Below are 26,966 nucleotides of genomic sequence, written 5' to 3' on the forward strand. Positions count from 1 at the left end.
CGGCCTAACGGCTATCTATCCCGATACGGACCCTCTTCCCACCGCGCAATGGACAGACCACAACTCCGGCGGTCACGCACGGGGCCGTCCCCCGCCGAAACGACCGGCGGGTAAGGAACGGAGCACCCCAGCCGACCTATAACGGGTCCCGGAAGTACCGGTGGATGACGGATTCCCCGGCCCGCCGATCTCCGTAACTTTATGACCTGCAGGAACAACCGCAGGAAACAAGGAGACGAGCGACATGAACGACACCGCCAAGCTGGTCGAGCGCTACCTGGCCACCTGGAACATCACCGACGCCGCCGAGCGCCGCGCGGAGATCGACGCCATCTGGGCCGAGGACGCCCGCTATGTCGACCCCCTGGTCGACGCCGCGGGCCGCGACGCGATCGACGCCACCATCGCCGCCGTCCAGCAGCAGTTCCCCGGTCTGGTGTTCACCCCGGGCGGCGACGTCGACGCCCACCACGACCTGGCCCGCTTCACCTGGAACCTCGGCCCCGAAGGCGGCGAGGCCATCGTGGTCGGCTTCGACGTCGCGGTCCTGACCGAGGACGGCCGCATCCGGACCGTTCACGGCTTCCTCGACCAGGTCCCCGCCGGCCTCTGAGCGCCGGCCCCACCCCGTCCGCCCATCCGGAAAGGCTCTTCGAGATGACCGCCGTCGCCGCCGTCCCCACCACCGACCCCTACCGGCTCGTGCGCCTGGCCCTGCGCCTGGACGCCGTCGTCACCACCGTCAACGGCCTCGCCTACCTCGCCCTGGCCGCTCCGATCAACGACCTGCTCGGGCTGCCGGTCGCCCTCCAGTACGGCATCGGCGCGTTCCTCACCGTGTACGGCGTCGCGGTCTGGCTGATCGCACGGCCGGCCGTGGTCAACCGGACCGCCGTCCTGGCGGCCGTCACCCTCAACGCCCTGTGGACCGTGGCCAGCGTCGCCGAACTGGTGGCCGGCGGCCTGGAGGCCACCACCCTCGGCGCCGTCTGGGTCGTCATGCAGGCGGCCGTCGTCGGCGGCTTCGCCGCCCTGCAGTGGCTCGGCCTCCGCAAGGCCGGGTGAGGACGGAGAACGGCGCGGCCCCCGGAGATCGATCTCCGGGGGCCGCGCCGTCGGTCCTGCCTACTCCCACTCGATGGTGCCCGGGGGCTTGCTGGTCACGTCGAGCACCACGCGGTTGACCTCGCGGACCTCGTTGGTGATCCGGGTGGAGATGCGGGCGAGCACGTCGTAGGGGACGCGGGACCAGTCGGCGGTCATGGCGTCCTCGCTGGAGACCGGGCGCAGGACGATCGGGTGGCCGTAGGTGCGGCCGTCGCCCTGGACGCCCACCGAGCGGACGTCGGCGAGCAGGACGACCGGGCACTGCCAGATGTCCCGGTCGAGACCGGCGCGGGAGAGCTCCTCACGGGCGATGGCGTCGGCCTCGCGGAGGATCTCCAGGCGGTCGCGGGTGACCGCGCCGACGATCCGGATGCCCAGGCCGGGACCGGGGAACGGCTGGCGCCAGACCATCGCGGCCGGCAGGCCGAGCTCCTCGCCGGCGCGGCGGACCTCGTCCTTGAACAGCGCGCGCAACGGCTCGACCAGGGAGAACCGCAGGTCGTCGGGGAGGCCGCCGACGTTGTGGTGCGACTTGATGTTGGCGGTGCCGGTGCCGCCGCCGGACTCGACCACGTCGGGGTAGAGCGTGCCCTGGACGAGGAAGTCGACCGGGCCGTCGGCGATGATGGCGCGCTGCTCGTCCTCGAAGACCCGGATGAACTCGCGGCCGATGATCTTACGCTTCTCCTCCGGGTCGGTGACCCCGTCGAGCGCCTTGAGGAAGCGCTCCTGGGCGTCCACCACGCGGAGCCGGACGCCGGTGACGGCCACGAAGTCACGCTCGACCTGCTCGGCCTCGCCCTTGCGCAGCAGCCCGTGGTCGACGAACACGCAGGTCAGACGGTCACCGATGGCGCGCTGCACCATGGCGGCGGCGACCGCGGAGTCCACTCCGCCGGAGAGCGCGCAGATGGCGCGGCCCTCCGGGCCGATCTGGGCGCGGACCGCCTCGACGGCGTCCTCGACGATGTTGAGCATCGTCCAGGAGGGACGGCAGCCCGCCGCGTCGAGGAAGTGCTTCAGCACGGTCTGGCCGTGCTCGGAGTGGAGGACCTCGGGGTGGAACTGCACGCCGTACAGGCCCTTGCCGGGGTGCTCGAAGGCGGCGACCGGCGTCTCGGAGGTCGCGGCGGTGACGAGGAAGTCCTCGGGGGCGGCGGCGACGCTGTCGCCGTGGGACATCCAGACCGACTGCTTGGCGGGCAGCCCCGAGAACAGGACGCCCTCCTGGGTCACCTCCAGCTGGGTGCCGCCGTACTCCGCGATGCCGGTCCTGGCCACCTGACCGCCGAGGGCCTGGGCCATGACCTGGAAGCCGTAGCAGATCCCGAAGGTCGGCACCCCGGTCTCGAACAGGCCGGCGGGCGCGGCGGGGGCGCCTTCGGCGTAGACCGACGAGGGGCCGCCGGACAGGATGATGGCCTTGGGCTTCTTGGCCAGCATCTCCTCCACCGGCATCGTCGACGGGACGATCTCGGAGTAGACGTGGCATTCACGCACCCGTCGCGCGATCAGCTGCGCGTACTGCGCACCGAAGTCGACGACCAGGACCGTGTCGAACTCAGACACCAAGACCCCCAAAGGAAACACAGCGGTGCATCCAGTCTATCGGCGCCTGTCAGCATCGTTACTCGTAGGTGCGAAACGTGGGTGGAACGCCCGGTCCGTCCCCGTCCCGGGAGGCCTCGGCCATAGGTTCCCGATGAGCGATGAGGCGTCCTCATCACCGAGGGCCACATGGCCGAACGGGTCATCGTTGTCGCCGGCTGCGTCATACGCCGCAGGACGACGGCTTCGCGGCGCCAGCCTCTGCGGGGACCAGGACGGGCCGTGTCACGCTGTCAGCTGTGGTGGCCGCGTTCCTCGGCGAGGCGGTGCGGCACCCGCGCCAGCCGTAGGAAGGTCACCAGCCCGACACCGCCGACGAGGTTGCCCATGACGGCCCAGCCCAACGCCGCCAACCAGTCCAGGTAGCCGAACGGAGCCTGGCCGGTGATCAGGGCAGTGAACATCAGGATCGAGTCCAGCACGCTGTGGAACAGCTGACCGCCGGCCAGCAGAGCACCGAACAACACGGCGGGCACCAACCGGACCCCGAGATTGTCGGTGGCGTGCTGCATCCGGGTCATCAACGTGATCACCATGCCGGCCAGCACCGCGAGAGAGAACGAATGCAGGTTCATCCCCAGATCCGCGAAGTGGGTGCCGGCCTCCACAGCGGTCGGATGCAGCCGGGGAAAGGCCTGCATGATCAACCAGGCGATTCCCCACCCGCCGATCAGGTTGGCCACCAGCGACACCGCCCACAACCTGGCCAGTCCGCCCACAGATCCATGCCGGGCCGCGACCGCGGCCACCGGTACCAGGAAGTTTTCAGTGAACAACTCGCTACGGGCCAGCAACAGCGCGACGAAACCGATACTGAACGCCAGTCCGGCCAGAATCGCCGACCCGGTCTCCTCCTTGACCAGCAGGTACGCCAACACCCCAGTGCCGACATCGATCCCACCGAGCAGGCCGGTCACCACCAACGTCGACCACGGCCGCGCCAACCGCCCCGAACCCTCACTGACCAGACGGTCGAAGGCATCCTCAAGATCGGGCTCCGGCTCCACCGGGGGCTGCGTCAGCCCGTCACCATGACGGTAACCGGACTCCGAGGACTCACTCACCGAGACGTCATGCCCCTTGCGGCAGCCGCTACTCCTCGCGCATGAGGACAAGCGCGCAATGTGGCATCTAGAAACCCACTGAAGATCTTGTTGTGTTGCCTCCCGGTCGAGGGCGTAGCCGCCCTGTTCCTATACGGGGGCAGGGGCCAGTGCCCAGGTGTCGTTCGGGTGGGTGAGGCCGAGGTTGATCAGGGCGCGCAGGTTGAGGGCGGCGGCGCGGGTGTGGAGCCAGGCGTTGTTCTTGATGGTGCCGAGGTGGTGCAGCGGGAGCGCAGCGGGCAGGGCGTGCAGGGTTTCTTGAACTGGGCGATGCGGGCGCCGTTGGGTTGCAGGCGGCCCAGCGCTGTGGTGTGCCCGGCGTCGGTCAGCGCCCGGCGGGCCTGGCCGGTGCCGTAGGCGGCATCCCCCAGCACGGTGACCGGTCCGTTCTCGCCGGCCGGCAGATCGGCGGCGACGGCGGCCTCGTGGTGGTCGGCGCCGGTGCCGGGCCGCAGCGCGACTCCCGGCAGGTGGCCCACACATCCGGCCCGACCAGCTCTCCAGTCCATTGACCCTGCATAACAACCAGTCTGGCCCCGCCATCATTTGCGGCGAAACCAACCCCCAACATCTTCAGTGATCTTCTAGGCCCGGAGCGCGTGGCCGAGCAGGCCCAGGGGCGGGGAGCCGAGGTCGAGCATGGCCGTGTGGAAGCGCTTGAGGGTGAATCCGGCGCCCCACTCGGCCCTGGCCCGCTCGCGCAGGTCGAGGATCTCCAGCTTGCCCCAGGTGTAGCGGCCGTAGGTCGGGTCGAAGGTGGCCCGCGCCGCCTCCGACAGGGCCGCGGGGCCGGCGATGTGGGTGTCGGCCTCGAAGCGCCGGGCGCCCTCCTCGACGGTCATCGTCCCGGTGTGCACGCCGATGGCGCAGGCCAGGCGGGTCACCCGGATCAGCGCCTCCAGCCACACGCCGATCTCGAAGCGCGGGTCGTCGGGCGCGAAGCCCTCCTCGACGCAGAGCTCCTCGGCGTAGTGCGCCCACCCCTCGGCGAACGCCATGGACATCAGCGTCCGCCGCACGTCGGAGGGGGCGTGGCGGAGGGCGCGGCCGTGGGAGAAGTGCCCGGGGGCGACCTCGTGCACGTTGATCGCGGGCAGGGTGGTCTCGCTGAAGACCTCCAGCCACTCCTCGATGTCGCGCTCCGGCCAGGAGGGATCGGGCGGGGTGATGTGATACCAGGACGGGCCGTCGGGCTCGCCGGGCGCCGACCAGCTCATCATCGCCATGGCCCACCGGCGCGACTCCGGTGCGAGACCGACCAGGCACTCGCCGTCGTGGTAGGGCACCAGGTCCTTCTCGCGGGTGAAGGCGATCGCCCGCTCGGTGCCGGTCCTGGCGGCGTCGATCACGCCGTCGACGCCGGGGTGCTGCCTGACCAGCTCGCGCGAGACCTCCAGCGGTGACCGGCCGGCCGAGCCCAGCCTGGCGCAGGCCTCGGTCAGCCGGGCCATGAGCCGGTCGCGTTCGGCGTCGGCCCGCTCGGCGAGCCGGCCCAGATCCACCGCGAGGCCGTCGCCCGCGCTCATCAGCCGGGTCAGCCCTCCGGCGCCGAGGGCCGCCTCCGGGTCGCCGGTGCGCGCGGCCTCCTCGACGTGCTCCACCAGGCGGGCGTGGGCCTTGAGCGCCGCCTCGCGCACGGACTCCTCCGCGTCCGCCGGAACCCCGGCCGCCAAGCCGCGCACGGCTCCGAGCAGCGCGCTCGCGACGGGGGCGCTGAGACGGTCGAGCGAGGCGATCGCGTTCTCCACGGCCTCCGGCCACCGGGCGAGATGGGCGTGCTTGGCGGCGGCCCGCTCGGCCTCGGGGGCGTAGTCACGGTCGTAGGTGGCGAGGTCGAGGTTGTTCGCGTGTTCGAGCGGGCTGCCGCGGTGCAGCTCCAGCTCGCCGAACCGGACCCGGGTGGCCTCCTCGAAGATCTGCAGGTGCGCCGCGTCGTAGGGGTCGGCGGGCGGCGTCCCCCCGCCGAGTGCGGCCAGTCCCGCGCGTACGCCCTCGGGTGAGAGGTCCTGGATCCGGCCGTCGTACTCGTGCCGTCCGGCCATCTCCCGGACATCGGCGACGGCCAGGTCACACACCGCGCGGAGGCGGCTGTCGAGTTCGGTCATGACCGCGACGCTATATCAGGACACGCCCGGGTGATCGGACCGGACGCGTCCCGGCGGAACGGCTCCCTCCGGCCGCCGCCGAGTCCCGTCACCGCGGGGACGCCCCCCCGGCTCCGGCATCCACTGAAAACGGGTCGTACCAGTCCGGCATCGGTGGAACGATGACCGGGTGTCCGTCCGCATCACCACTCTCGCCGAACGTCCGGAACTCACCGGACAGCTGTGGGCCATGGACAGCTCGTGGCCCGAGTTCATGTTCCACGACCCGATGGCGGCCCTCTACTTCGAAGTCTGCACGACGGTCTATCCGGAGTTCGTCCTGGTCGCCGACGACGACGCCGCCCCGGGCCGCCTGGTCGCCAAGGGCCTCAGCGTCCCCTTCGCCTGGAAGCACGAGGACCTGCCCGACGACGGCTGGGACGCGGCGGTCCTGTCGTCGTGGCACACCCGGCGGACCGGTGAGAAACCCACCGCGGTCTCCGCGCTGGAGATCACCATCCGGCCCGACCACATCGGCTCCGGGCTGTCGCCCCTCATGCTGGGGGCCATCCGGGACAACGCCGCCCGCCTGGGGTTCGGTGAGCTGCTCGCCCCGGTACGGCCCAACGCCAAGCACCTGGAGCCGCGCACCCCGATGGCCGAGTACGCCGCGCTGACCCGGTCCGACGGCCTGCCGGCCGATCCGTGGCTACGGGTCCACGTGCGCGCGGGCGGCACGATCGCGAAGGTGGCGCCCCGCTCGATGACGGTGGCCGGCACGCTCGCCGAGTGGCGGAAGTGGTCCGGCTGCGCCTTCGACGAGAGCGGCCCGGTCGAGGTGCCCGGAGCCCTGGTCCCGGTCCACTGCGACGTCGACCAGGACCACGCCGTCTACGTCGAGCCCAACGTCTGGGTCCGCCACCGGCTGACCTGACGGGCCCGCCCCCGTCATCCGCCGGGGCCGAGCTCCTGCTCGCCGATCCGGTCGAGCAGCGCCTCCAGCGTCTTGTCGTCCGTGGCGGGGGCCATCACGGTGACCCGCAGGTGGCGGATGCCGCCGATCTCGGCCGAGGTGAGCTGGAAGGCGCCGTCCGCCATCAGCCGCTCGCGGATCTCCGCCTGGTCGGCGCCGCCGTACCGGAAGCAGACGATGTTGCTCTCCGGCTCGTAGGGGCACTCGAAGCCGGGCCGCTCCCGGGCCAGCTCCCAGAATCGGTGCGCCGTGGCGTACTGCCGCGCGACGTGGTCACCCAGTCCCCGCTCGCCCCGCCAGGCCAGGTTGAGGAAGACCTTCAGGCCCAGCTCGGCCTTGCTGCACTCCACGGTCCTGCCGATCAGGTCGAAGCCCTGGTCGCCGTAGAACAGGTAGCTCGCCTGCTGCCGGAAGGCCGCGTCCAGATCGCCCTCCCTCCTGGTCAGGACCGCCGCCGCCAGGCTGGAGGTACGCAGCATCTTGTGCGCGTCCCAGATCAGGGAGTCGGCGAGCTCGATCCCGTCGAGCAGGTGCCGGTGCTCCTCGGCGAGCAGCGCCGACGCCCCGTGCGCGCCGTCCACGTGGAACCAGACGCCGTTGGCGGCGCAGAAGTCCCCGATGCCGCGCAGGTCGTCGTAGAGCCCGGTCCCCGTCGAGCAGGCACTGGCCACCAGGGCCATCGGCCGCCGTCCCGCCCGCCGTACCCGGTCCAGGGCCTCGGGCAGGCGCGTGACGTCGATCCTGCCCAGCCCGTCCACGTCCAGCGGCATGACGGCCCGCTCCCCCAGCCCCAGGATCGCGGCGGCGCGGGTGAGCGAGTAGTGCGCCGAGGCGGGGGCGAGCAGGGCGAGGTCGGCGGGGACCCCGTCGGTCCACGCCTCCGGCGCGGCCGCCGCGCGCGCGGCCAGCAGCGCGGTGAGGTTGGCCAGCGAACCCCCGTGGGTGAGCACCCCTCCGCCGCTCTCCCCGAACCCCACCTTGCCCAGCATCCAGCGCAGGACCTCGAACTCGACCGTGGCGGCCGAGGCGCCCATCTCGTAGACCGCCATCGGGTTGTTGGTCGCGCCGTGGACGAAGTCGGCGAGCGCGGCGGGGAAGTCGGGGGCGGCGATCTGGTGGCCGAGGTAGGCGGGGTGGTGCAGCCGGGTCCCCTCGTCCAGGTAGGCCGCCAGGAACTCCGCGTAGCTGTCCGGCGTCATCCCGCCCTCGCGGATCCACCGCACGAGCCCGAGCCGTTCGGCCACCTCCCGCGGCGGCCGGCCGCGGATGACGGGCGGCAGTCCCCGCTGGCTCTCGTCCACGTAGGCGGCCAGCCCGTCGGCGGTCACCGCGGCGGCGCGGGCGAACTCTTCAACATTCCAGATCACACCGGGATACTGGTCGAATCCACGACATATCGCCAGTTACACCGACACCCCGCGCTACGTGATGTCGACGATGGGCAGGCGGAGGGCGGCGGCGGGGACGGCCGGATTCCTGGGGGCGACGGGCGGCAGCCGGACGTAGGGGGAGCCCGGGGCGGGCCGGGGGTCGGCCTCTCCCCTGTTGGGCCAGAGCGACATGGCGCGCTCGGCCTGGGCGGTGATGGTGAGGGAGGGGTTGACTCCGGGGTTGGCGGAGACCGCGGAGCCGTCGACGATGTGCAGGCCCTCGTGTCCGTGGACGCGGTGGTAGGCGTCGATTACCCCGGTGTCGCGGCCGGCGCCGATGGCGCAGCCGCCCAGGAAGTGCGCGGTGGCGGGGATGTCGAACAGGTCGAGCCAGGAGCCGCCGGCCATGCCGCCGACCTCCTCGGCGGCGTGCCGGACGAACTCGTGGCCGGCCGGGAGCCAGGTGGGGTTGGGGTCGCCGTGCCCCCGCCTGGAACGGAGCCCCCAGCCGAACAGCCCCCTCCGGGCCGACAGGGTGATCGAGTTGTCCTTGGCCTGCATGACGAGGGCGATGATCGCGCGCTCCGACCACCGGCGGTGGTTGAACAGCCTCGGCACGAGATGGGGCCTGCGCACGGCCTCGCCGAGGAACTTGAGCCAGCGGGGCGCGCCGCCGCCGTCGATCAGGAGGGAGCGGAGCATGCCCATCGCGTTGGAGCCGTCGCCGTAGCGGACGGGCTCGATGTGGGTGTGGGCGTCCGGATGGATGGAGGAGGTGATCGCCACGCCGTGGTTGAGCTTCTCTCCCTTGACGGACAACCGCTCGAAGCCGAGCAGCGCTTCGGAGTTCGTCCTGGTCAGGGTGCCGAGCCGGTCGGAGAGCCGGGGCAGGGCGCCGGTGGCCTTGAGGCGGTGCAGCAGGCGCTGCGTGCCGTACGTGCCGGCCGCGAAGATCACCTGCTCCGCGGTGAGGGTACGGCGGCGCCAGGGCGCCCCCGTCTTGCTCACCTCGACCCGGTAGCCGCCGCCCACCGGGCGGACCGAGGTGACCGTGGTCTCCGGATGGACCTTGGCCCCGGCCTTCTCGGCCAGGTAGAGGTAGTTCTTGACGAGCATGTTCTTGGCGCCGTGCCGGCAGCCGGTCATGCACTCGCCGCACTCGGTGCAGCCCCTGCGGCGCGGCCCGGCGCCGCCGAAGTAGGGGTCGTCGACCTCGACGCCCGGCTCGCCGAAGAAGACTCCGGCCGGGGCCAGGTGGAAGGTGTCGCCCACGCCCATCCGGTCGGCGACCTTCCGCATCACCTCGTCGGCGCGGGTGACGGTCGGGTTGACCACCACCCCCAGCATCCGCCGGGCCTGGTCGTAGTAGGGGCCGAGCTCGGCCTTCCAGTCGGTGATTCCCGACCACTGGGCGTCCTCGAAGAACGGGTCGAGGGGCTCGTAGAGGGTGTTGGCGTAGACCAGCGAGCCGCCGCCGACCCCCGCGCCCGCCAGGACCATGACGCCGGTGCCCTTCTGACCGCGCAGCACGTGGATGCGCTGGATGCCCCTGAGGCCGAGTCCCGGCGCCCACAGGAAGTCACGGGCCCGCCAGGATGTTCTGGGCAGCGTGCCCTCGTCGAAGCGCCGCCCGGCCTCCAGCACGGCGACCCGGTAGCCCTTCTCCGTCAGCCGCAGCGCCGAGACGCTCCCGCCGAACCCCGAGCCGATCACCAGCACGTCGTAGTCGAACATCAGCGGACTCCCTTCGGGCGGCGGCCGGACCGCGGCGGGCGCCGTCACGCCCGCGCCGCTCGCCGGCTCCCGCGGCGTCGTGACGGTCACCCGTGGGGCGCGACCGCCGCGGACCTCACTTCAGGTGCAGTTTCTTCATGGTCTTGAGCAGGCCCGACAGGGTGTCGGCGTACTTGTCGTAGGTCATGCCGAGGATCGGCTCGAAGCCCATCCAGGAGGCCTGGCTGGAGATGGTCTGCACCTCGGTGTACTTCAGCAGGCCCTCGGCCCCGTGGCGGCGGCCCAGGCCGGAGGACTTCATGCCCCCCATGGGGGCGTCGTAGGAGGCGTAGGCCGAGCCGTACCCCTCGTTGATGTTGACGGTCCCGGCCTGGATCCGGGAGGCCAGCGCCCGGCCGCGGGACAGGTCGCGGGTCCAGACGGAGGCGTTGAGGCCGTAGACGGTGTCGTTGGCCCTCTCGACCGCCTCGTCCTCGTCGGCGAACCGGTAGACCGAGACGACCGGGCCGAAGGTCTCCTCGCGGCACAGGTCCATGCTCTCGTCCACCCCGGCCAGGATCGTGGGCTCGTAGAACAGCGGCCCGACGTCGGGGCGGGCCCTGCCGCCGGCGAGGACCTCGGCCCCCTTCGCGACGGCGTCGTCCACGTGGGCGCCGACCGCGTCGAGCTGGCGCCGCGAGGTGAGCGAGCCCATCTGCACGCTCCAGTCGAGCCCCGCGCCGAGCTTCATGTTGCGGGCCTGGCGGACGAACTTCTCCACGAACGCGTCGTACACGGCGTCGTGCACGTAGAGCCGCTCGATGGAGATGCACAGCTGCCCGGCGTTGGTGAAGCAGGCGCGCAGCGCGCCCTGCGCGGCCACGTCCAGGTCGGCGTCGTCGAGGACGACCATCGGGTTCTTGCCGCCGAGCTCCAGCGAGCAGCCGATCAGCCGCCTGGCCGCCGCCTCGGCGATCTTCCGGCCGCCCCGGGTCGAGCCGGTGAACGCCACGTAGTCGGCGTCGTCGATCAGCGCCTCGCCGATCTCGGCGGGGTCGCCGAGGACGACCTGCCAGATCTCGCGGGGCATTCCGAGGGAGACCAGCAGGTCGATCGTCCACAGCGTGGACAGCGCGGTCTGGGTGTCGGGCTTGTGGACCACGGCGTTGCCCGCCAGCAGGGCCGGGACGATGTCGGTGACGCCGAGCGAGAGCGGGTAGTTCCACGGGGAGATCAGCGCCACGGTGCCCTTGGGCCGGCGCACCTCGACCGTCTTCGTCGCGACGGGGAAGATGCCCGCGCGGCGCCGGGGCTCCAGGAGGCCGGGCGCCCGCCGTACGTAGTAGAGCGTGCAGCCCGCCACGTCGAGGACCTCCTCGAAGGCGTGCCTGCGGGCCTTACCGGTCTCCCACTGGACCACGTCGAGGATCTCCTCGCGCCGGTCGAGGATGGCGTCGTGCAGGCGGAGGAAGGGCTTGATCCGCTCGCGCACGGGCAGCTCGGCCCACGCCTCGCGCGCCGCGCGGGCCCTGGCGTGCGCGGCGCGGACGTCCTCGGCGGTGGAGAGGGGCAGTTCGGCGAGGGGCTCGCCGGTGAACGGCGCGGTGATCGCCTGCGTCTTCCCGCTGGAGGTCACCTGCCGGACAATGCGTTCGATCATGGTCGGGTCGAGTGTCCGGGTAGCTCCGAGAGTGACAGCCATGCGCGAAGAATATTCTGGGGTGACCGCCCGTGGCTACCGGTCGGTAACGGGTTGAACCGGTCACGACGGTGATCCGTCGTAGGGAGCATGAGGACATCGATTCGTACGGCCGGCGCCGTCACGCTCGCCGCCGCCCTGCTCGCCACGGCGTGCAGCCCGACAGAGACGGAGCCCGGCGCGAGCCGTACGACGCCGGTCGACCTGGGGAACATCAAGCTGGTCTCCTACCGCGGCTGTGACGACATGCTGGCCGGGTTGCGGGCGGCGACGGCCAAGCAGGTCGGGCCGTGGGGGCTGGGCGGACCGCAGATCATGTACATGGAGGCGCGCTCGGATGTCGCCACGGCCCGCGGCAAGAGCTCCGCGCCCGAGCACTCCACCACGAACGTGCATGAGGCCGGGGTCGACGAGCCGGACCTGGTGAAGACCGACGGCAACCGGGTGATCACCGTCAACCGCGGCGTGCTGCGGGTGGTCGACGCCGCGACCAGGAAGGTCACCGGCACGCTCAAACTGGTGGACCCCGAGCAGGCGTGGGCCCCGGCCGACCTGCTGGTCAGCGGGGACCGGGCGCTGGTGCTGTTCTCCGGCGGCGGGATCATCCCGTTCGGCGCGATGGCCAAGCGGCCGGCGAGCCCGGGGCCGCGTTACGTCCTCATCGACCTGTCCGGGGAGCCGAAGGTGATCGGCTCGCTCACGCCGAACGGCTCCCACGTGGACGCCAGGATGATCGGCTCGACGGTGCGGCTCGTGGTCCGCAGCCAGCCTGAGATCAACTTCCCGGACGCCGGCCCCGACGTCTCGGAGAACGAGCGGACCCGCCTGAACGCGGACATCGTCAAGAAGGCACCGCTGGAGGCGTGGCTGCCGAAGTTCGAGACGACGGACGCCAAGGGCGTCACCTCGACCGGCTCGGTCAAGTGCGACCAGGTCAGCCACCCCGCGGAGTACACCGGCAGCTCGATGCTGACCGTGCACAGCTTCGACCTGTCCCAGGGGCTCGCGGAGACCACCCCGATCAGCGTGGCGGCCGACGGCGACACGGTCTACGGCACCGGCTCCAGCCTGTACGTGACCAGCAACCCGCGCTGGTGGTGGCCCCGGCCGATCGAGTCGCCGGTGATCGACGACGCGCCGGCCGCCACGGCCACCGCGCAGGCCCCGCAGGTCGAGCCGGCGCCGACGGAGCCGACGGTGACCGTCACACCGGCCCCGGCCCCGGTCCCGACGGGCACGCCGTCCGCTGACGCGTCGGTCACCGTCATGCCGGTCCCGGCGCCCACCGACACGCCGGCCCCCACGGACGCGCCGGTCACCGTCACGCCGGCACCGACCAGTGCCCCCCCGACTCCCGAGCCCGTGAAGACGCCGGTCGAGCCGCCGGAGGAGACCGAGGTCCACCGCTTCGACATCGGCGCGGCGGGCGCGCCCCGCTACGTCGCCTCCGGGAAGGTCCCCGGCCGGCTGCTCAACCAGTACTCCCTGTCGGAGCACGAGGGGCACCTGCGGGTCGCCACCACCTCGACCTCCGGGCAGGACAGCTCCAGCGCCGTCTACGTGCTCAAGGCCGACACCCTGAACAAGGTCGGAGAGGTCGGCGGCCTGGGCGCCGGCGAGCGGATCTACTCGGTCCGGTTCATCGGCCCGGTCGGCTACGTGGTGACGTTCAAGCAGGTGGACCCGCTCTACACCCTCGACCTGCGCGACCCGGCGGCGCCGAGGAAGACCGGCGAGCTGAAGATCACCGGCTACTCCGCCTACCTGCACCCGGCGGGCGACGGACGGCTGATCGGGCTCGGCCAGGAGGCGAGTGAGAAGGGCCGCACGCTCGGCACCCAGGTCTCGCTGTTCGACGTCGGCGACCCGGCCAACCCGCGCCGCCTGTCGCAGATGTTCCAGAAGGACTCCGGCTCCGAGGCCGAGTGGGACCCGCACGCCTTCCTCTACTGGGCTAAGACGGGCACCGCGGTCCTGCCGCTGAACACCTGGAACGGCACCGAGCAGACCAACGGCGCCGCCCTCGTCCTCAAGATCGACGAATCCGCCGTCACCAAGGTGGGCACCATCGTCCACGCCAGGCCCAAGCCCGCCGGCAACGCCCGCTTCGCCCCCTACGACCCGGGCATCCGCCGCTCGATCGTCATCGGCGACAGCCTCTGGACGGTCTCCGACCTGGGCCTCAAGGTCAACGCCCTGAACGACCTCGCCGACCAGGCCTGGATCCCGTTCGACCAGACCTCCTAGTACGGCCCGGCCGGGCGGGCCGCCGGGTTCCGGCCCCTCCCCCGCCGAAGGGCTCCCGTACGGCTCCCGCCTCCACGGCGGGAGCCGTGCTCCGCTTACCCGTCCCGGACGGGTGGGAGCCACACGCCGCCTGCTCCCGGTGCCGGTGGCAGCCGTGCTCAGGCGTTCTTGGGACTCGCGACGGGGACGACGTCGGGGGCGCCGAGGCGGATCGCGTCGGCCTCCTGGTCGGTGTCCTGCTCCTGGGAGAGCCGCTCGGCCTCGACCCGCTTGGTGTAGTACTCCACCTCGCGCTTGACCTGCTCGTCGTCCCACTCCAGCGGACCGGCGAGCAGCCCGGCCGCCTCCTCGACCACGCCCAGCCCGCGGTGGAAGGTCTCGATCGAGATGTGCGTGCGCCGGGCCAGCACGTCGTTCAGGTGGCGGGCGCCCTCGTGGGTGGCCGCGTAGACGATCTCCGCCCGCAGGTAGTCGTCCGCCCCGGCCAGCGGGAGGGCCAGCGACGGGTCCGCCTCGATCAGCGCGAGCACCTCGTCGATCATGGACCCGTACCGCTGCAGCAGGTGCTCGATCCGCGCCACGTGCAGCCCGGACGACTGGGCCAGCCGCTGCCGGGAGTTCCACAGCGCCTGGTACCCCTCCGCCCCCGCCAGCGGGATCCGGTCCGTGCACGAGGGCGGGACCCGCTGGTCCAGCCCGTGCGCCACCGCGTCCACCGCGTCCTGCGCCATGACCCGGTAGGTGGTGTACTTCCCGCCGGCCACCATGACCAGCCCCGGCACCGGGTGGGCCACCATGTGCTCGCGGGAGAGCTTGGACGTCTCCTCCGACTCCCCCGACAGCAACGGGCGCAGCCCGGCGTAGACGCCCTCGACGTCGTCGCGGGTGAGCGGCACCGAGAGCACCTCGTTCACGTGCTCCAGCACGTAGTCGATGTCCGAGCGGGAGGCCGCCGGGTGGGCCCGGTCCAGGTCCCAGCGGGTGTCGGTGGTCCCGATGATCCAGTGACGGCCCCAGGGGATCACGAACAGCACCGACTTCTCGGTGCGCAGGATGATCCCGGTGAGGGAGTGGATCCGGTCGCGCGGCACGACCAGGTGGATGCCCTTGGAGGCGCGGACGTGCATCTGCCCCCGGCCGCCGACCAGTTCCTGGATGTCGTCGGTCCACACGCCGGTGGCGTTGACCACCTGGCGGGCCCGCACGTCCATCTCGGTCCCGGCCTCCAGGTCGCGCACCCGGACCCCGGTGACCCGCTCACCCTCTCGCAGGAAGCCCACCACCTGGGCCCGCGACGCCACGTGCGCCCCGTAGGAGGAGGCGGTCCGCAGCATGGTCATCACGTAGCGGGCGTCGTCCACCTGGGCGTCCCAGTACTGGACCGCGCCGGAGAACGCCGCCCGCCGCAACGAGGGCGCGATCCGCAGCGCCCTGCCGCGCGACAGGTGCCGGTGTCCGGGCACACCCCGGGTGGAGCCGAAGGAGAAGCCCAGCGAGTCGTACATCACCAGGCCCGCCCCGACGTACGGCCTCTCCCACCCGACATGGGTGAGCGGGAGCAGGAACGGCACGGGCCGCACGAGGTGCGGGGCGATCCGCTGCAGCAGCAGGGCCCGCTCCCGGAGCGCCTCCCTGACCAGGTCGAAGTTGAGCTGCTCCAGATAACGCAGCCCGCCGTGGATCAGCTTGGACGATCTGGACGAGGTGCCCGAGGCGAAGTCGCGCGCCTCCAGCAGCCCGACGCTCAGCCCTCGGGTCGCCGCGTCCAGCGCGACCCCGGCGCCGACGACGCCGCCGCCGATCACCACCACGTCGAGTTCCTGAGCGCCCATCTGCGTCAGTGCGGCGGTCCGCTCGGCCGGACCGAGCCGTGCCGTGCCCATTCGCGCCGTCATGCTGCATCCCCCTGGGGTACGGGTTGTCACCTTGCGTCGGGTATCTACCCATCCACCCTAGGCATCACTACCGACCGGTAAGAACGGCGGACGAGATTCACGCCACACCCCCGTGGACAGCGGAAGACCCTCCGGGAAACGCTGGTCCCCGACGGGGAAAGGCCTTCCGGTGAACCCCGGGACGGGTCCGGCGCTACACACCGGTCATGGATGGGGGAGCCGAGGGGATGGCGTCGCGCCGGTTCACGGTCGCGGGCCGCCGTGCCCGCGCACGGCAGGAGGAGACGCTCGTGCTGGCCCGGGTGGCCGACGGCGACGCGGGCGCGCTGACCGAGCTGTACGAGCGCTACTGCGGACCGCTGTCCGCCTTCCTCTACCGGCTCGCCGGGGATCGGGGCACAGCCGAGGAGATCCTCCAGGACACGCTGCTGGCCGTGTGGCGTTCGGCGGGCACCTACCAGAGACGCTCCGCCGTCAGCACCTGGCTGTTCGGGGTGGCGCGCAGGCAGGCGCACAACCGGCTGCGCGGCGTCCCGCCCCCGCTCGCGGCCGAACCGCCCGACGGGGCCGACCCGCTGCCCGGCCCGGAGGAGCTGGCCGTGGGCGGTGAGCGGGTGCAGGCGGCGCTGGCCCGGCTGCCGCTGGCGCAACGCGAGGTCGTCGTGCTCTCCTTCCTCAACGACCTGAGCCACCAGGAGATCTCCGAGGTGCTGGGGATCCCGGTCGGCACGGTGAAAAGCCGCCTGCATCACGCCCGAGCGACCCTGAGGGAGTGCATCGTTGAACGATTGGCCTGAACTGTCCGGGATCCGCGACGACATTCCGCCTCCCCCCGGGCCGGAGGTCGTGCGCGCCGTTCTGATGAGGTCCGCGCTCGACGCCGCGGAGGCCCCGGCCCCGGCCGCGCCGAGGCCGTACCGGGCGTGGGCGCTGCTGGCGATGGAGGCCCGCATCCTGCATCCGGCGCTCTGGCTGGTCTCCGCGCTGGTCATGGCGGCCTGCGTGGGCTTCGTCCTGGCCAAGGAGGACACCGCCCAGCTCGTGCTCGCCCTGGCCGTCCCGCTGATCGCCGCGGCCGGTGTCGCCGGATCCCAGGGTCCGGAGCAGGACGCCGCCTTCGAGATGGTCGCCGTCACGCCGACGTCGCCGCGCGTCGTCATGCTGGCCCGGATGACGCTGGTGCTCGGCTACGACCTGGCGCTGGCGCTGTTCGCCTCGGTGGTGCTGTCCCCGCTGGGCTCGATGGACACGGGTCTGACATCCCTGATCACGGCGTGGCTGGGCCCCATGGCGGCGCTCTCGGCGCTCACCCTGCTGCTGTCGGTGTGCTGGAGCCCGACCGGCGCGATGGGCTGCGCGCTGACGGTGTGGGGGCTGTACGCGCTGACCGCCACCGACATACCCGTCCCGGACGGCCTGCGGCACCTCTGGACGACCAGCCCGGCCACGGTCGGCCTCGCTCTGGCCCTCACGCTCGCCGCCGTGATCGCGACGGGCACGGGTGAACCGATCCGGCGTGCCCGCGCAACCCACCGGTCATGAGACCCCTCGACCTCTGGTCGCACGAGATACGCAGGGCCGGTCCCGCGGCCCTGCTGGCACCCCCGGTCCTCGTCGTGCTCATCGCGCTGCTCGCCGCGTTCGGCACGCGGCTCGGCTCCCGGGAGGGGAACACCGCCTGGTTCCTCATGATCGCCTTGGAGGCGGGGATCCCGCTCGTGTCCGGTATCGCGGCCGCCTCACTGATCGGCCGGGACCGCGCGGTGGAAGTCCAGCTCACCCTGCCCACGGGATATCGTTCGACCCTGCTGCGCCGCCTGGCCGTGACGGCCGGCTGGTCGTGCCTGTGCGCCCTGGCCGCCTCGGCGCTGCTCATCGTCACCGGCTGGTGGGACCTGCCGCCCGGCGCGCCGCACGGTCCGGCCGGCCAGCTCGCCTGGCTGTCGCCCGCGTTGTGGCTGACCGCCCTGGGACTGCTCGCCGCGGCCGCGTTCCGCGGCACCACGGCCGCCGCCACCGTCGTCGCGTCCGTCTGGGTGTTCGAGCAGGTGTTCTCCTCCGTCTTCCGGGAGAGCCCGGTGTTCCGGCTGCTGCATCTGTTCGCCACCACGCGTGGGACGGCGCCCGGCGAGTGGCTGCCCAACCGGCTGACCTTGCTGTCGACCGCGCTGCTGCTCGCCGCAGCGGCCTGGCTCCTGCTCGGCGACGCCGAGCGGACCCTGGAAGGTGAGGCCAAGTGATCGCGACCTTCCGCTACGAGTTCCGCATGCAGATCCGCCGGCCCGTCCTGTGGATCGTCTACGGCCTGACCTTCGCGGTAACCGTCGCCGGCTTCGGCCATACGTACCTGGACCTGAACCTGGGCGGCGACGAGGGGCGGGAACCGAGGCCGGCCATGATCGTGTCGGCCATCCTGCTCACGTCTCTGCTGCCCATCGTCTACGGGTGCCTGCTCGCCGACCGGCTCGTCCGGGACCGGCGGCTCGGCATGACCGACGTCCTGGACACGACCCCGGCCGGTCGCACCGGCCGACTGGCCGGCAAATACCTCGGCGTGTGCGCGGCCACCGCTGTGCCGCTCGTGCTCGCCTATCTCGGCCGGGCGGCGGCCTACGCGGTCACCGAGGGAGAGCCCGCGGCGCTGGGCTGGGCGGCGGTGATCCTCGTGACGACCGTCGTGCCCGCCCTGCTCTTCGTGGGGGCGCTCGCCCTGGCCGGTCCGCTGCTGATGCCGCCGCTGCTGTTCCGCGTGCTGTTCGTCGTCTACTGGTTCTGGGGGAACATCATCCCCGCCACCATGATGCCGACCCTGTCCCACAGCATCCTGTCGGCCAACAGCCAGTACGTGGCCTACGGCCTCCTCGGCTTCGGCCACTACCGGGAGCTTCCCCCCAACGTCATCCTGCCGCCCGGAGGCATCGTCTACGGCCCGTGGCCCGGCGCCGCGCTGAACTTCCTGCGGCCCGAGGCGAGCCCGGCCGTCGCCCTGCTGTGGATCGGCGTGATGATCGCGCTCGCGGCCGCCGTCCTCCTCCTCGCCCGTCTCCACACCGCCCGGACGGAGTCCTGACATGCGCATCGAGATCTCCCGCCTGACCAAGACCTACAAGGGCGGCGTCCGCGCCCTCGACGGGCTCGACCTCGACGTGCCGACCGGCATGTACGGCCTGCTCGGCTCCAACGGGGCGGGCAAGACCACGCTCATGCGCATCCTGGCGGGGCTGCTCAGACCCACCTCGGGGACGGTCCGCGTCGGCGGGCACGACATCACCGCCGCCGACGGGCGGCTCGCCGTACAGCGGACGCTCGGCTACCTCCCGCAGAGCCTCGGGGTCTACCCGGATCTGACCGCCCGGCAGTTCCTGGACTACATCGCGCTGCTCAAGGGGCTCGACTCCCGTCCTTCGCGGCGCCGCCGGATCGGCGAGCTGCTGGAGACGGTCGCGCTCACCCCGGACGCCGACCGCAGGCTCAAGGGCTTCTCCGGCGGCATGCTGCGGCGGGTCGGCATCGCGCAGGCGCTGCTCGCCGATCCCCGCCTGCTCGTCGTGGACGAGCCGACGACCGGGTTGGACCCCGAGGAGCGGATCCGGTTCCGCATCCTGCTCTCCCGGCTCGCCGGGGACCGCACGGTCCTGCTCAGCACGCACATCGTGGAGGACGTGGCGCAGACCTGCCGGTCCCTGGCGGTGCTCGACAAGGGCCGCCTGGTGTTCCGGGGAGAGGTCGGGGAGCTGGTCTCGCGGGCCGAGCGGCGGGTGTGGACGCTGACCACCTCCGGTCCCGCGCCCTCGCAGGGCAGGATCGTGGCCGCGCTTCCGGAGGGCGCGGGGACGCGCTACCGGGTCATCACGCCCACCGCCCCCGGCCCCTCCGCCCAGCCGGCCGAGCCGACCCTCGAAGACGGCTACCTCGCGCTCATGGAGCCCGGCCGGTGACCCGGACGCCCGGTCTCCGGGCGGCACCTCCCCCGGAGACCGGGTGCCCGCGCGTCCTCCGGCACCGGGCGCGGACCACCAAGGCGGCCGCGCGGTGACGCCCTCGCCGGGCGGGCTCAGGCGCGGATGACCTTGACGCCCGCGTCGGTGAAGCGGGCCGCGGCCTCGTCGGAGAGTTCCTCTCCGGTGATCAGCGTGCCGATGGCGCCGAGCGGGCAGATGCGGGCGAAGGCGCGGCGGCCGACCTTGGAGGTGTCGGCGACCACGACGACCTGGGCGGCCCGGCTGATCAGCAGGTTGTTGACGCTGGCCTCCCCCTCGTGGTGGGCCGAGGCGCCCGTCTCGACGTCGATCCCGTCCACCCCCAGGAAGGCGATGTCGAGCGTGACCTGCTCCAGCACCCCCGACGCCAGCGGGCCGATCAGCTCGTAGGACTGCGGCCTGGCCACGCCGCCGGTCAGCACGATCTTGACGTGCTGGCGCACGGTCAGCTCGGCGGCGATGTTCAGCGCGTTGGTGACGATGGTGAAGCCGATCTCCGGGTCGGCCCGGACGGCCAGCGCCCGCGCCACCTCCGAGGTGGTCGTGCCGCCGTTCATGCCGACGATGGTCCCGGGCGTCACCAGCCCGGCCGCGGCCTCCGCGATCCGCTGCTTCTCCCCGGCGTGGCGTGCCGTCTTGTAGCGCAGCGGCAGGTCGTAGCTGACGCTCTGGGCGACGGCGCCGCCGCGCGTGCGCATGAGCATCTGCTGCTGGGCGAGCTGGTCGAAGTCACGCCGGATCGTGGCGGTGGAGACGACGAGCGCCTCGGCCGCCTGCTCCACCGACAGGCGTCCTTCCTGCGAGAGCAGTTCGAGGATCGCGTTCCAGCGCTCATATCGACTCACGGTGAACAGCGTGGCACAGCAAGGGATCAAAACCTACCTCTGCACAATCATGCTCATTTCTGCTATAAATCACTCATAAACGAAGCAAAATGGGGAGGCACGTCGTGACCACGCACACCGAAGCCGAGATCGCGTCCCAGCCGGACTGCTGGCGCCGCGCCGTCAGCGAGGTGTCCACCGGCGCCCTCCCCCGGCGGGGCGAGCGCGTGGCCGTCGTCGGCTGCGGTACCTCCTGGTTCATCGCCCAGGCCTACGCGGTCCTGCGCGAGCGGGCCGGGCACGGCGAGACCGACGCGTTCGCCGCGTCCGAGTTCCCCGCCGGCCGCTCCTACGACCGGGTGCTGGCGCTGACCCGGTCGGGCACCACCACCGAGGTGCTGGAGCTGCTCAGGAGCACCGGCACGGCGACCACCGCGATCACCGCCGACCCGGACACCCCGGTCATGTCCCTCGCCGACGAGGTCGTGGTGCTCGACTTCGCCGACGAGAAGTCGGTCGTGCAGACCCGGTTCGCCACCACCCAGCTCGCCCTGCTCCGCGCCCACCTCGGCGAGGACCTGACCGCCGCGATCGCCGACGCCGAGCGCGCGGTCGCCGACCCGCTCCCCGCCGAGCTGCTCGCCGCCGAGCAGTTCACCTTCCTGGGCCGCGGCTGGACGTACGGCCTGGCCGTGGAGGCCGGGCTGAAGATGCGCGAGGCCTGCCGGGCGTGGACCGAGTCCTATCCCGCGATGGAGTACCGGCACGGCCCGATCAGCATCGCCGGGCCGAACCGGGTCACCTGGATGCTCGGCGAGGCCCCGGAGGGCCTGCGGGGCGAGGTCGAGGCCACCGGCGGAACCTTCCTGGAGAGCGCCCTCGACCCGATGGCCGAGCTCGTCAGGGTCCACCGGGTGGCCGTGGCCCGGGCGCACGCCCAGGGCCTCAACCCCGACGAGCCGCTCCACCTCACCAGATCGGTGATCCTCTCCTCCTGACGACCGGTCCTCCCGAGAACCGGAGAGGATGGTGCCATGAGCATCACACTCGCCGACGCCCGCATCGTGACCCCCGAAGGTGTCCACGGAGGCTGGCTCACCATAGAAGACGGCCGTATCACCCACATCGGCCAGGGGTCCGCCCCCGGACCCGGCCACAGCCTCGCGGGCCGATACGTCGTGCCGGGATTCGTCGACATCCACAACCACGGCGGGGCGGGCGGTTCCTTCCCCACCGGCGATCCGGACCAGGCGAGCCGGATCGCCGCCCTGCACGCCCGGCACGGCACCACCACCCTCATGGCCAGCCTGGTCACCGCGACCCTCGACGACCTGGCCGGGGCGGCCTCCGCCCTGGCCGACCTGTGCGACGACGGCCTGCTGGCCGGCATCCACTTCGAGGGCCCCTACATCTCCAAAGCCCGCTGCGGCGCGCACAACCCGGCGCTGCTCCGCGAGCCCTCCCCCCGGGAGTTCGGCGACCTGCTCAGGGCCGGGCGCGGCCACGTGCGGATGCTCACCATCGCCGCCGAGCTGCCCGGCGCGCTGGACACCATCCGGGAGGCGGTCGCGACCAACGTGATCGCCGCGCTCGGGCACAGCGACGCCACCTACGAGCAGACCATCGCGGGCATCGACGCGGGCGGCAGCGTCGCGACCCACCTCTACAACGCGATGCCGCCGCTGCACCACCGCGACCCCGGCCCGATCGCCGCCCTGCTGCAGGACGAGCGCGTCACGATCGAGCTGATCAACGACGGCGTGCACCTGCACCCGGCGATGATGCGCCTGGCCTACGACGTCGCGGGGCCCGGCCGGACCGCGCTGATCACCGACGCCATGGCGGCGGCCGGCATGGGCGACGGCGTCTACGGGCTCGGCCCGATGAAGGTCGACGTCGTGGACGGCGTCGCCCGGCTGGCCGACGGCGGCTCCATCGCGGGCAGCACCCTGACCATGGACGTCGCGTTCCGGCGCAGCGTCCAGCAGGTCGGGCTGTCGCTGCCGGAGGCGGCCGAGGTCGCCTCGCTCACCCCCGCCCGGGTGCTCGGCCTCGCCGACCGCCTGGGCTCCGTCTCCGTCGGCAAGCAGGCCGACCTGGTGGTGCTCACCGGCGACCTGGAGGTCGCCGGTGTCATGAAGCACGGAAACTGGATCACCGAACCCCGATGACCTCACCTCCCGCCGTCCGCGGCCCGATCCTCACCGTCACACTGAACCTGGCCCTCGACGTCACCTATGTGGCCGACGGCGTCGACTGGGACGGCGTCAACCGGGTGCGGACCGTGCACCGGAGGGCGGGCGGCAAGGGCGTCAACGTCGCCAGGGTGCTGGCCGCCCTCGGCCGGGACGTGCTCGTCACCGGCCTGTCCGGCGGCCCGAACGGCCGCGCCGTCGAAGCCGACCTCGCGGCGGCGGGCCTGCCCGCCGCCCTCACCCCGATCGCCGCCGAGTCACGCGCCACCCTGGCCGTCTGCGACCTGGGCCCCGCCCCGTCCGGTACGGCCGCGCGGCGCACGGCGCTGTTCAACGAGCCCGGACCGGCGGTGACCGGCGAGGAGCTCGGGCGCTTCCTGCGGGACTACGAGACGCGGCTCGGGCGGGCCGGGGCGGTCGTGATCTCCGGCAGCCTCCCCCTCGGGGTGCCCGCCGCCTTCTACGCCGAGCTCGCGGCCCTGGCCCGGCGGCGGGGCGTCCCGGCGATCGTGGACGCCGACGGCGAGCCGCTCAGGCACGCCCCCGCCGGCCGTCCCTCGATCGTCAAGCCCAACGCCGAGGAGCTCGCTCGCGCCCTGGCAGCGCAGGAGGACGGCCCGCGCGCCCCCGGGGAGAACCCCGCCGGCCCGGGGACGGGCCCGATCACCGGCTCGCGAGAGCACGGCGAGACCTTCGCGGGAGCCGAGGCGCTCCGGCGGGGCGGGGCCGAGGCGGTCGTGGTCTCCCTCGGCGCCGGCGGGCTGCTGGCCGTGACCCCCGAAGGAGCCTGGCGGGCCGCCATGCCGTACCGGGTGGAGGGGAATCCGACGGGGGCCGGTGACGCGCTCGTCGCGGGGCTGGCGCTGGGCCTGGTGGAGGGCACGCCCTGGCCCGAGCGGCTGCGCCGCGCGGCGGCGCTGGGCGCGGCCGCCGTGGCCGCCCCGGTCGCCGGTGACGTCGACCGGGAGACGTTCCAGCGGATCCACCCGGAGATCGTGGTGGAACCGGCACGCCCGTAGAGCGGCCGGTGCTCGGCATCGGACCGGTAATCCCATATACGAAAGGGTCATCATGCCTGTTGTCGGTATCGGCGACATCATCCGCGACGCTCCGGCGGGCGTCGGCGCGTTCAACGTCATCCAGCTGGAGCACGCCGAGGCGATCGTCGCGGGGGCGGAGGCGGCGGGCGCGCCCGTCGTGCTGCAGATCAGCGAGAACTGCGTCCGCTACCACGGCGCCCTCGCCCCGATCGCCGCCGCGTCGCTCGCGGTGGCCAGGGCGGCGGCGGTGCCCGTGGCCGTGCACCTCGACCACGCCACCGACCGCGCGCTCGTCGAGGAGGCCGTGGAGCTTGGCCTGGGATCGGTGATGTTCGACGCCTCGGCCCTGCCCGACGAGGAGAACGTGGCGCTCACGGCCGAGGTGGCCGCCCTGTGCCAGGGGCGGGGCCTGTGGGTGGAGGCCGAGCTCGGCGAGGTGGGCGGCAAGGACGGCGTGCACGCGCCGGGGGCGCGGACCAGGCCGCACGAGGCGGTGGACTACGTGGCCAGGACGGGCGTGGACGCGCTGGCCGTGGCCGTGGGCAGCTCCCACGCGATGACGACCAGGGACGCCGTCCTCGACCTGGAGCTGATCGCCGCCCTGCGCGCCGCGGTCCCGGTCCCGCTGGTGCTCCACGGCTCCTCGGGCGTGCCGGACGAGACCCTGCGCGCCGCCGTACGGCACGGTATGAAGAAGATCAACATCTCCACGCATCTCAACAAGACCTTCACCCGGGCGATCCGCGACCGCCTGACCGCCGACGAGAAGGTCGTGGACTCCCGCAAGTACGTCGGGGCGGGCCGTACGGCCGTCGCCACCGAGGTCACCCGCCTCCTGGGCGTCCTGGCCGGCTGATCACGACCACTTCCAGCGGATGCCGATCAGACCGGGCTGGAGCGAGCCGGTCACCAGGTGGACGGCGTGGTGGGCGTTAAGGGTGAGCTCGCCCTGATCGTGCTCGCCCGCGGCGGAGTCGTGGCGGGCGAAGCGGCGGACGCCCACCGGCAGGGCCGCGGCAGCGAAGCTCACCCGGAGCATGTACTGGCCCGCCGGGAAGCGGAAGCCCCGTTCGTACTCGGTGGTCTCCACGCCGCTCGGGTCGGCCAGCTCATAGCGGATCACCTGGGTGTCGCCGGTCCGGAGCGCCCGGTCGAACAGCAGCTCGGCCACCACCAGGGCGGTCGGCCCGTCACGGCGGACCCGGCCGACCCGGCAGTCCTCCAGGGCCCGGATCCGCACGCGCTCCACGTCGCATCCGATGTCGCCCCGGTAGACCATGATGTAGCGGTCGGCGGCGTCCTCGTGCGCCTGCACCACCTGGAGCGTCTCGCGCCGGGTGGTGCTGCGGTCCGCCCCGATCTGCAGTGACTCGTACATCCCGGCGATGTGCAGCCGGCGGTCGTCGGCCACCCCGTCCAGCTCGTGCAGCAGGGTCGACAGGGCACGTGCCGGCTCCATGATCGAGGAGCGGGACGCCGCGTCCGGCTGAGATCCGGCGCTCTGCCCCCGGCCCCGAGGCCGGGGCGGTCCGAGCAGGCCCATCAGCGAGCGCGGCGGCAGGATGAGGATCTCCTCCAGCGCGCGTACGGCGCGCAGCGACTCCGGCCGCTCGGGACGGCGCAGCCCCTGCTGCCAGTAGCTCAGGCTTGTCATCCCGACCCGCAGGCCGCGCTCTTCCAGGCGCTGGCGGAGCCGGTCGAGAGTCAGGCCGCGCGCCTCCACCGCGGCGCGGAGCGCGACGTGGAACGGGCCCTCGCTGAGAGCGCCCCGGAGCTCGCGATCATCCGACACATGGGCATGTTCACAGATTTTCCCCCATACGTCACTTTCGCGGATGCCTTACGCCCCTCCCGCCGCCCGGCACGCCGCGCCCGCGCGGGACGCCCCGGAGGGACGACGGAGGCCCGGCCCAGCGGGCCGGGCCTCCGCGTGAGGCGTCCGCCGACGTCAGGAGGTGTACGGGGCGACGACGACCTCGACCCGCTGGAACTCCTTCAGGTCGGAGTATCCGGCGGTGGCCATCGTGCGCTTGAGCGCGCCCATCAGGTTCATCGAGCCGTCGGCTACCGAGGACGGGCCGTGCAGGATCTGCTCCAGCGTGCCGACCGTGCCGAACTCGACCCGCTTGCCCCGGGGCAGCTCGGGGTGCTGCGCCTCCGAGCCCCAGTGGAAGCCGTGGCCGGGGGCCTCGACGGCCCGGGCCAGCGGCGAGCCGACCATGACCGCGTCGGCGCCGCAGGCGATCGCCTTGGCGATGTCGCCGGAGGTGCCCATGCCGCCGTCGGCGATGACGTGCACGTAGCGGCCGCCGGACTCGTCCATGTAGTCGCGGCGGGCCGCGGCCACGTCGGAGATCGCGGTGGCCATCGGCACCACCACGCCCAGCACGGTGCGGGTGGTGTGCGAGGCGCCGCCGCCGAAGCCGACGAGCACGCCGGCCGCGCCGGTCCGCATCAGGTGCAGCGCCGCGGTGTAGGTGGCGCAGCCGCCGACGATCACCGGGACGTCGAGCTCGTAGATGAACTGCTTGAGGTTCAGCGGCTCGGCCCGGCCGGAGACGTGCTCGGCGGAGACCGTGGTGCCGCGGATCACGAAGATGTCCACACCCGCGTCGATGACGGCCTTGTGGTGCTGGACCGTGCGCTGCGGCGACAGGCGGACGGCCGTGGTCACCCCCGCCGCGCGGATCTCCTCGATGCGCCGGCCGATCAGCTCGTCCTTGATCGGCGCGTCGTAGATCTCCTGGAGCCGCTTGGTGGCGGCCTCACCCTTGAGCTCGGCCACCTCCGCCAGCAACGGCGTCGGGTCCTCGTAACGGGTCCACAGGCCTTCGAGGTCGAGCACGGCGAGACCGCCGAGCCGGCCGACCTCGATCGCGGTCCTGGGCGAGACCACGCTGTCCATCGGGCTCACCACGACGGGCAGTTCGAACCGGTAGGCGTCGATCTGCCAGGCGATCGAGACCTCTTCCGGGTCGCGGGTGCGACGGGACGGGACGATGCCGATCTCGTCGAGGGCGTAGGCGCGACGGCCGTTCTTGCCGCGCCCGATCTCCACCTGAGTCATATGTCTGTCTTTCCCATTCCATGCGTGTACGGCTCACGCCAAGCGGGCGCAAGCCGTACAG

General features: G+C 72.4%; 24 protein-coding genes. 13 read left to right on the forward strand and 11 right to left on the reverse strand.

All coding sequences use genetic code 11. From position 1 onward, the window contains the following. Positions 1-244: 244 nt before the first annotated feature. Both BM085_RS01500 and BM085_RS01505 read left to right on the forward strand, forming a co-directional pair. Complete coding sequence (locus tag BM085_RS01500) at positions 245-613, forward strand: nuclear transport factor 2 family protein (RefSeq protein ID WP_093885236.1); 369 nt, start codon at positions 245-247, stop codon at positions 611-613. Positions 614-657: 44 nt separating this feature from the next. Beyond that, positions 658-1,065, forward strand: coding sequence for a hypothetical protein (locus BM085_RS01505; protein WP_093885237.1), 408 nt, complete (start codon positions 658-660; stop codon positions 1,063-1,065). A gap of 60 nt (positions 1,066-1,125) precedes the next feature. On the opposite strand, the gene guaA is transcribed toward BM085_RS01505, so the two are convergent. From guaA to BM085_RS01525, 4 genes are all read right to left on the reverse strand, one after another. Beyond that, on the reverse strand, positions 1,126-2,697 hold the full coding sequence (gene guaA / locus BM085_RS01510; protein WP_399506235.1) for a glutamine-hydrolyzing GMP synthase: 1,572 nt from the start codon (positions 2,695-2,697) through the stop codon (positions 1,126-1,128). A gap of 251 nt (positions 2,698-2,948) precedes the next feature. Continuing rightward, a complete protein-coding gene (locus tag BM085_RS01515) occupies positions 2,949-3,779 on the reverse strand; it encodes a formate/nitrite transporter family protein (RefSeq protein WP_218158562.1) in 831 nt (276 codons plus the stop codon). Positions 3,780-3,967: 188 nt separating this feature from the next. Continuing rightward, positions 3,968-4,327, reverse strand: coding sequence for a hypothetical protein (locus tag BM085_RS01520; protein ID WP_177244913.1), 360 nt, complete (start codon positions 4,325-4,327; stop codon positions 3,968-3,970). Positions 4,328-4,402: 75 nt separating this feature from the next. Then, positions 4,403-5,923 (reverse strand): DUF885 family protein, encoded by a 1,521-nt coding sequence (locus BM085_RS01525; RefSeq protein ID WP_093885240.1) that lies wholly within the window; start codon positions 5,921-5,923, stop codon positions 4,403-4,405. 169 nt (positions 5,924-6,092) lie between these two features. Between BM085_RS01525 and BM085_RS01530 the strand changes: the two genes are divergently transcribed. Further along, the gene (locus BM085_RS01530) at positions 6,093-6,836 is read left to right on the forward strand and encodes an N-acetyltransferase (protein WP_093885241.1); all 744 of its coding nucleotides are present in this window, start codon (positions 6,093-6,095) and stop codon (positions 6,834-6,836) included. A 14-nt stretch (positions 6,837-6,850) separates the two neighbouring features. Here BM085_RS01530 and BM085_RS01535 read toward each other — a convergent pair whose 3' ends face one another. The 3 genes from BM085_RS01535 to BM085_RS01545 form a co-directional block, all read right to left on the reverse strand. Next, positions 6,851-8,242, reverse strand: a complete 1,392-nt coding sequence (locus BM085_RS01535; RefSeq protein WP_093885242.1) for a pyridoxal phosphate-dependent decarboxylase family protein — start codon at positions 8,240-8,242, stop codon at positions 6,851-6,853. Between the two features lie 54 nt (positions 8,243-8,296). Continuing rightward, positions 8,297-9,979, reverse strand: coding sequence for an FAD-dependent oxidoreductase (locus BM085_RS01540; protein WP_093885369.1), 1,683 nt, complete (start codon positions 9,977-9,979; stop codon positions 8,297-8,299). 115 nt (positions 9,980-10,094) lie between these two features. Further along, positions 10,095-11,660 (reverse strand): succinic semialdehyde dehydrogenase, encoded by a 1,566-nt coding sequence (locus BM085_RS01545; RefSeq protein WP_093885243.1) that lies wholly within the window; start codon positions 11,658-11,660, stop codon positions 10,095-10,097. Positions 11,661-11,747: 87 nt separating this feature from the next. Between BM085_RS01545 and BM085_RS01550 the strand changes: the two genes are divergently transcribed. Further along, positions 11,748-13,904, forward strand: coding sequence for a beta-propeller domain-containing protein (locus tag BM085_RS01550; protein ID WP_093885244.1), 2,157 nt, complete (start codon positions 11,748-11,750; stop codon positions 13,902-13,904). A gap of 158 nt (positions 13,905-14,062) precedes the next feature. On the opposite strand, the gene BM085_RS01555 is transcribed toward BM085_RS01550, so the two are convergent. Continuing rightward, complete coding sequence (locus BM085_RS01555; protein ID WP_093885245.1) at positions 14,063-15,799, reverse strand: glycerol-3-phosphate dehydrogenase/oxidase; 1,737 nt, start codon at positions 15,797-15,799, stop codon at positions 14,063-14,065. A gap of 206 nt (positions 15,800-16,005) precedes the next feature. Here BM085_RS01555 and BM085_RS01560 point away from each other — a divergent pair, with 206 nt between their 5' ends. From BM085_RS01560 to BM085_RS01580, 5 genes are read left to right on the forward strand one after another with little or no spacing between them, the layout of a single operon-like run. Then, positions 16,006-16,596, forward strand: coding sequence for an RNA polymerase sigma factor (locus BM085_RS01560; RefSeq protein ID WP_245789057.1), 591 nt, complete (start codon positions 16,006-16,008; stop codon positions 16,594-16,596). Further along, positions 16,580-17,341 (forward strand): hypothetical protein, encoded by a 762-nt coding sequence (locus BM085_RS01565; RefSeq protein WP_143120761.1) that lies wholly within the window; start codon positions 16,580-16,582, stop codon positions 17,339-17,341. The genes BM085_RS01560 and BM085_RS01565 overlap by 17 nt, the downstream gene beginning before the upstream one ends. Next, positions 17,338-18,039 (forward strand): hypothetical protein, encoded by a 702-nt coding sequence (locus tag BM085_RS01570; protein WP_093885248.1) that lies wholly within the window; start codon positions 17,338-17,340, stop codon positions 18,037-18,039. Before BM085_RS01565 ends, BM085_RS01570 begins: the two co-directional genes overlap by 4 nt. Continuing rightward, complete coding sequence (locus tag BM085_RS01575) at positions 18,036-18,869, forward strand: ABC transporter permease (RefSeq protein ID WP_093885249.1); 834 nt, start codon at positions 18,036-18,038, stop codon at positions 18,867-18,869. The genes BM085_RS01570 and BM085_RS01575 overlap by 4 nt, the downstream gene beginning before the upstream one ends. 1 nt (position 18,870) lies before the next feature. Then, the gene (locus tag BM085_RS01580; RefSeq protein WP_093885250.1) at positions 18,871-19,737 is read left to right on the forward strand and encodes an ABC transporter ATP-binding protein; all 867 of its coding nucleotides are present in this window, start codon (positions 18,871-18,873) and stop codon (positions 19,735-19,737) included. Between the two features lie 116 nt (positions 19,738-19,853). Here BM085_RS01580 and BM085_RS01585 read toward each other — a convergent pair whose 3' ends face one another. Further along, positions 19,854-20,624, reverse strand: a complete 771-nt coding sequence (locus BM085_RS01585) for a DeoR/GlpR family DNA-binding transcription regulator (RefSeq protein ID WP_093885370.1) — start codon at positions 20,622-20,624, stop codon at positions 19,854-19,856. A 104-nt stretch (positions 20,625-20,728) separates the two neighbouring features. Between BM085_RS01585 and BM085_RS01590 the strand changes: the two genes are divergently transcribed. The 4 genes from BM085_RS01590 to BM085_RS01605 are packed head-to-tail and all read left to right on the forward strand — an operon-like array spanning position 20,729 to position 24,694. Then, positions 20,729-21,601 (forward strand): SIS domain-containing protein, encoded by an 873-nt coding sequence (locus BM085_RS01590; protein ID WP_218158563.1) that lies wholly within the window; start codon positions 20,729-20,731, stop codon positions 21,599-21,601. 36 nt (positions 21,602-21,637) lie between these two features. After that, on the forward strand, positions 21,638-22,774 hold the full coding sequence (gene nagA / locus BM085_RS01595; RefSeq protein ID WP_093885252.1) for an N-acetylglucosamine-6-phosphate deacetylase: 1,137 nt from the start codon (positions 21,638-21,640) through the stop codon (positions 22,772-22,774). Beyond that, positions 22,771-23,817, forward strand: a complete 1,047-nt coding sequence (locus tag BM085_RS01600) for a 1-phosphofructokinase family hexose kinase (protein WP_093885253.1) — start codon at positions 22,771-22,773, stop codon at positions 23,815-23,817. The genes nagA and BM085_RS01600 overlap by 4 nt, the downstream gene beginning before the upstream one ends. A 52-nt stretch (positions 23,818-23,869) precedes the next feature. Next, entirely contained in the window at positions 23,870-24,694 is an 825-nt protein-coding gene (locus BM085_RS01605) for a class II fructose-bisphosphate aldolase (RefSeq protein ID WP_093885254.1), read from the forward strand. Here BM085_RS01605 and BM085_RS01610 read toward each other — a convergent pair whose 3' ends face one another. Both BM085_RS01610 and BM085_RS01615 read right to left on the reverse strand, forming a co-directional pair. Beyond that, the gene (locus tag BM085_RS01610) at positions 24,695-25,630 is read right to left on the reverse strand and encodes a hypothetical protein (RefSeq protein WP_093885255.1); all 936 of its coding nucleotides are present in this window, start codon (positions 25,628-25,630) and stop codon (positions 24,695-24,697) included. A 156-nt stretch (positions 25,631-25,786) separates the two neighbouring features. After that, complete coding sequence (locus BM085_RS01615; protein ID WP_177244914.1) at positions 25,787-26,905, reverse strand: GuaB3 family IMP dehydrogenase-related protein; 1,119 nt, start codon at positions 26,903-26,905, stop codon at positions 25,787-25,789. Positions 26,906-26,966 lie beyond the last annotated feature (61 nt).

Origin of the sequence: Streptosporangium canum, assembly GCF_900113865.1 — a bacterium.
In the GTDB taxonomy this organism is placed as follows: Bacteria; Actinomycetota; Actinomycetes; order Streptosporangiales; family Streptosporangiaceae; genus Streptosporangium; species Streptosporangium canum.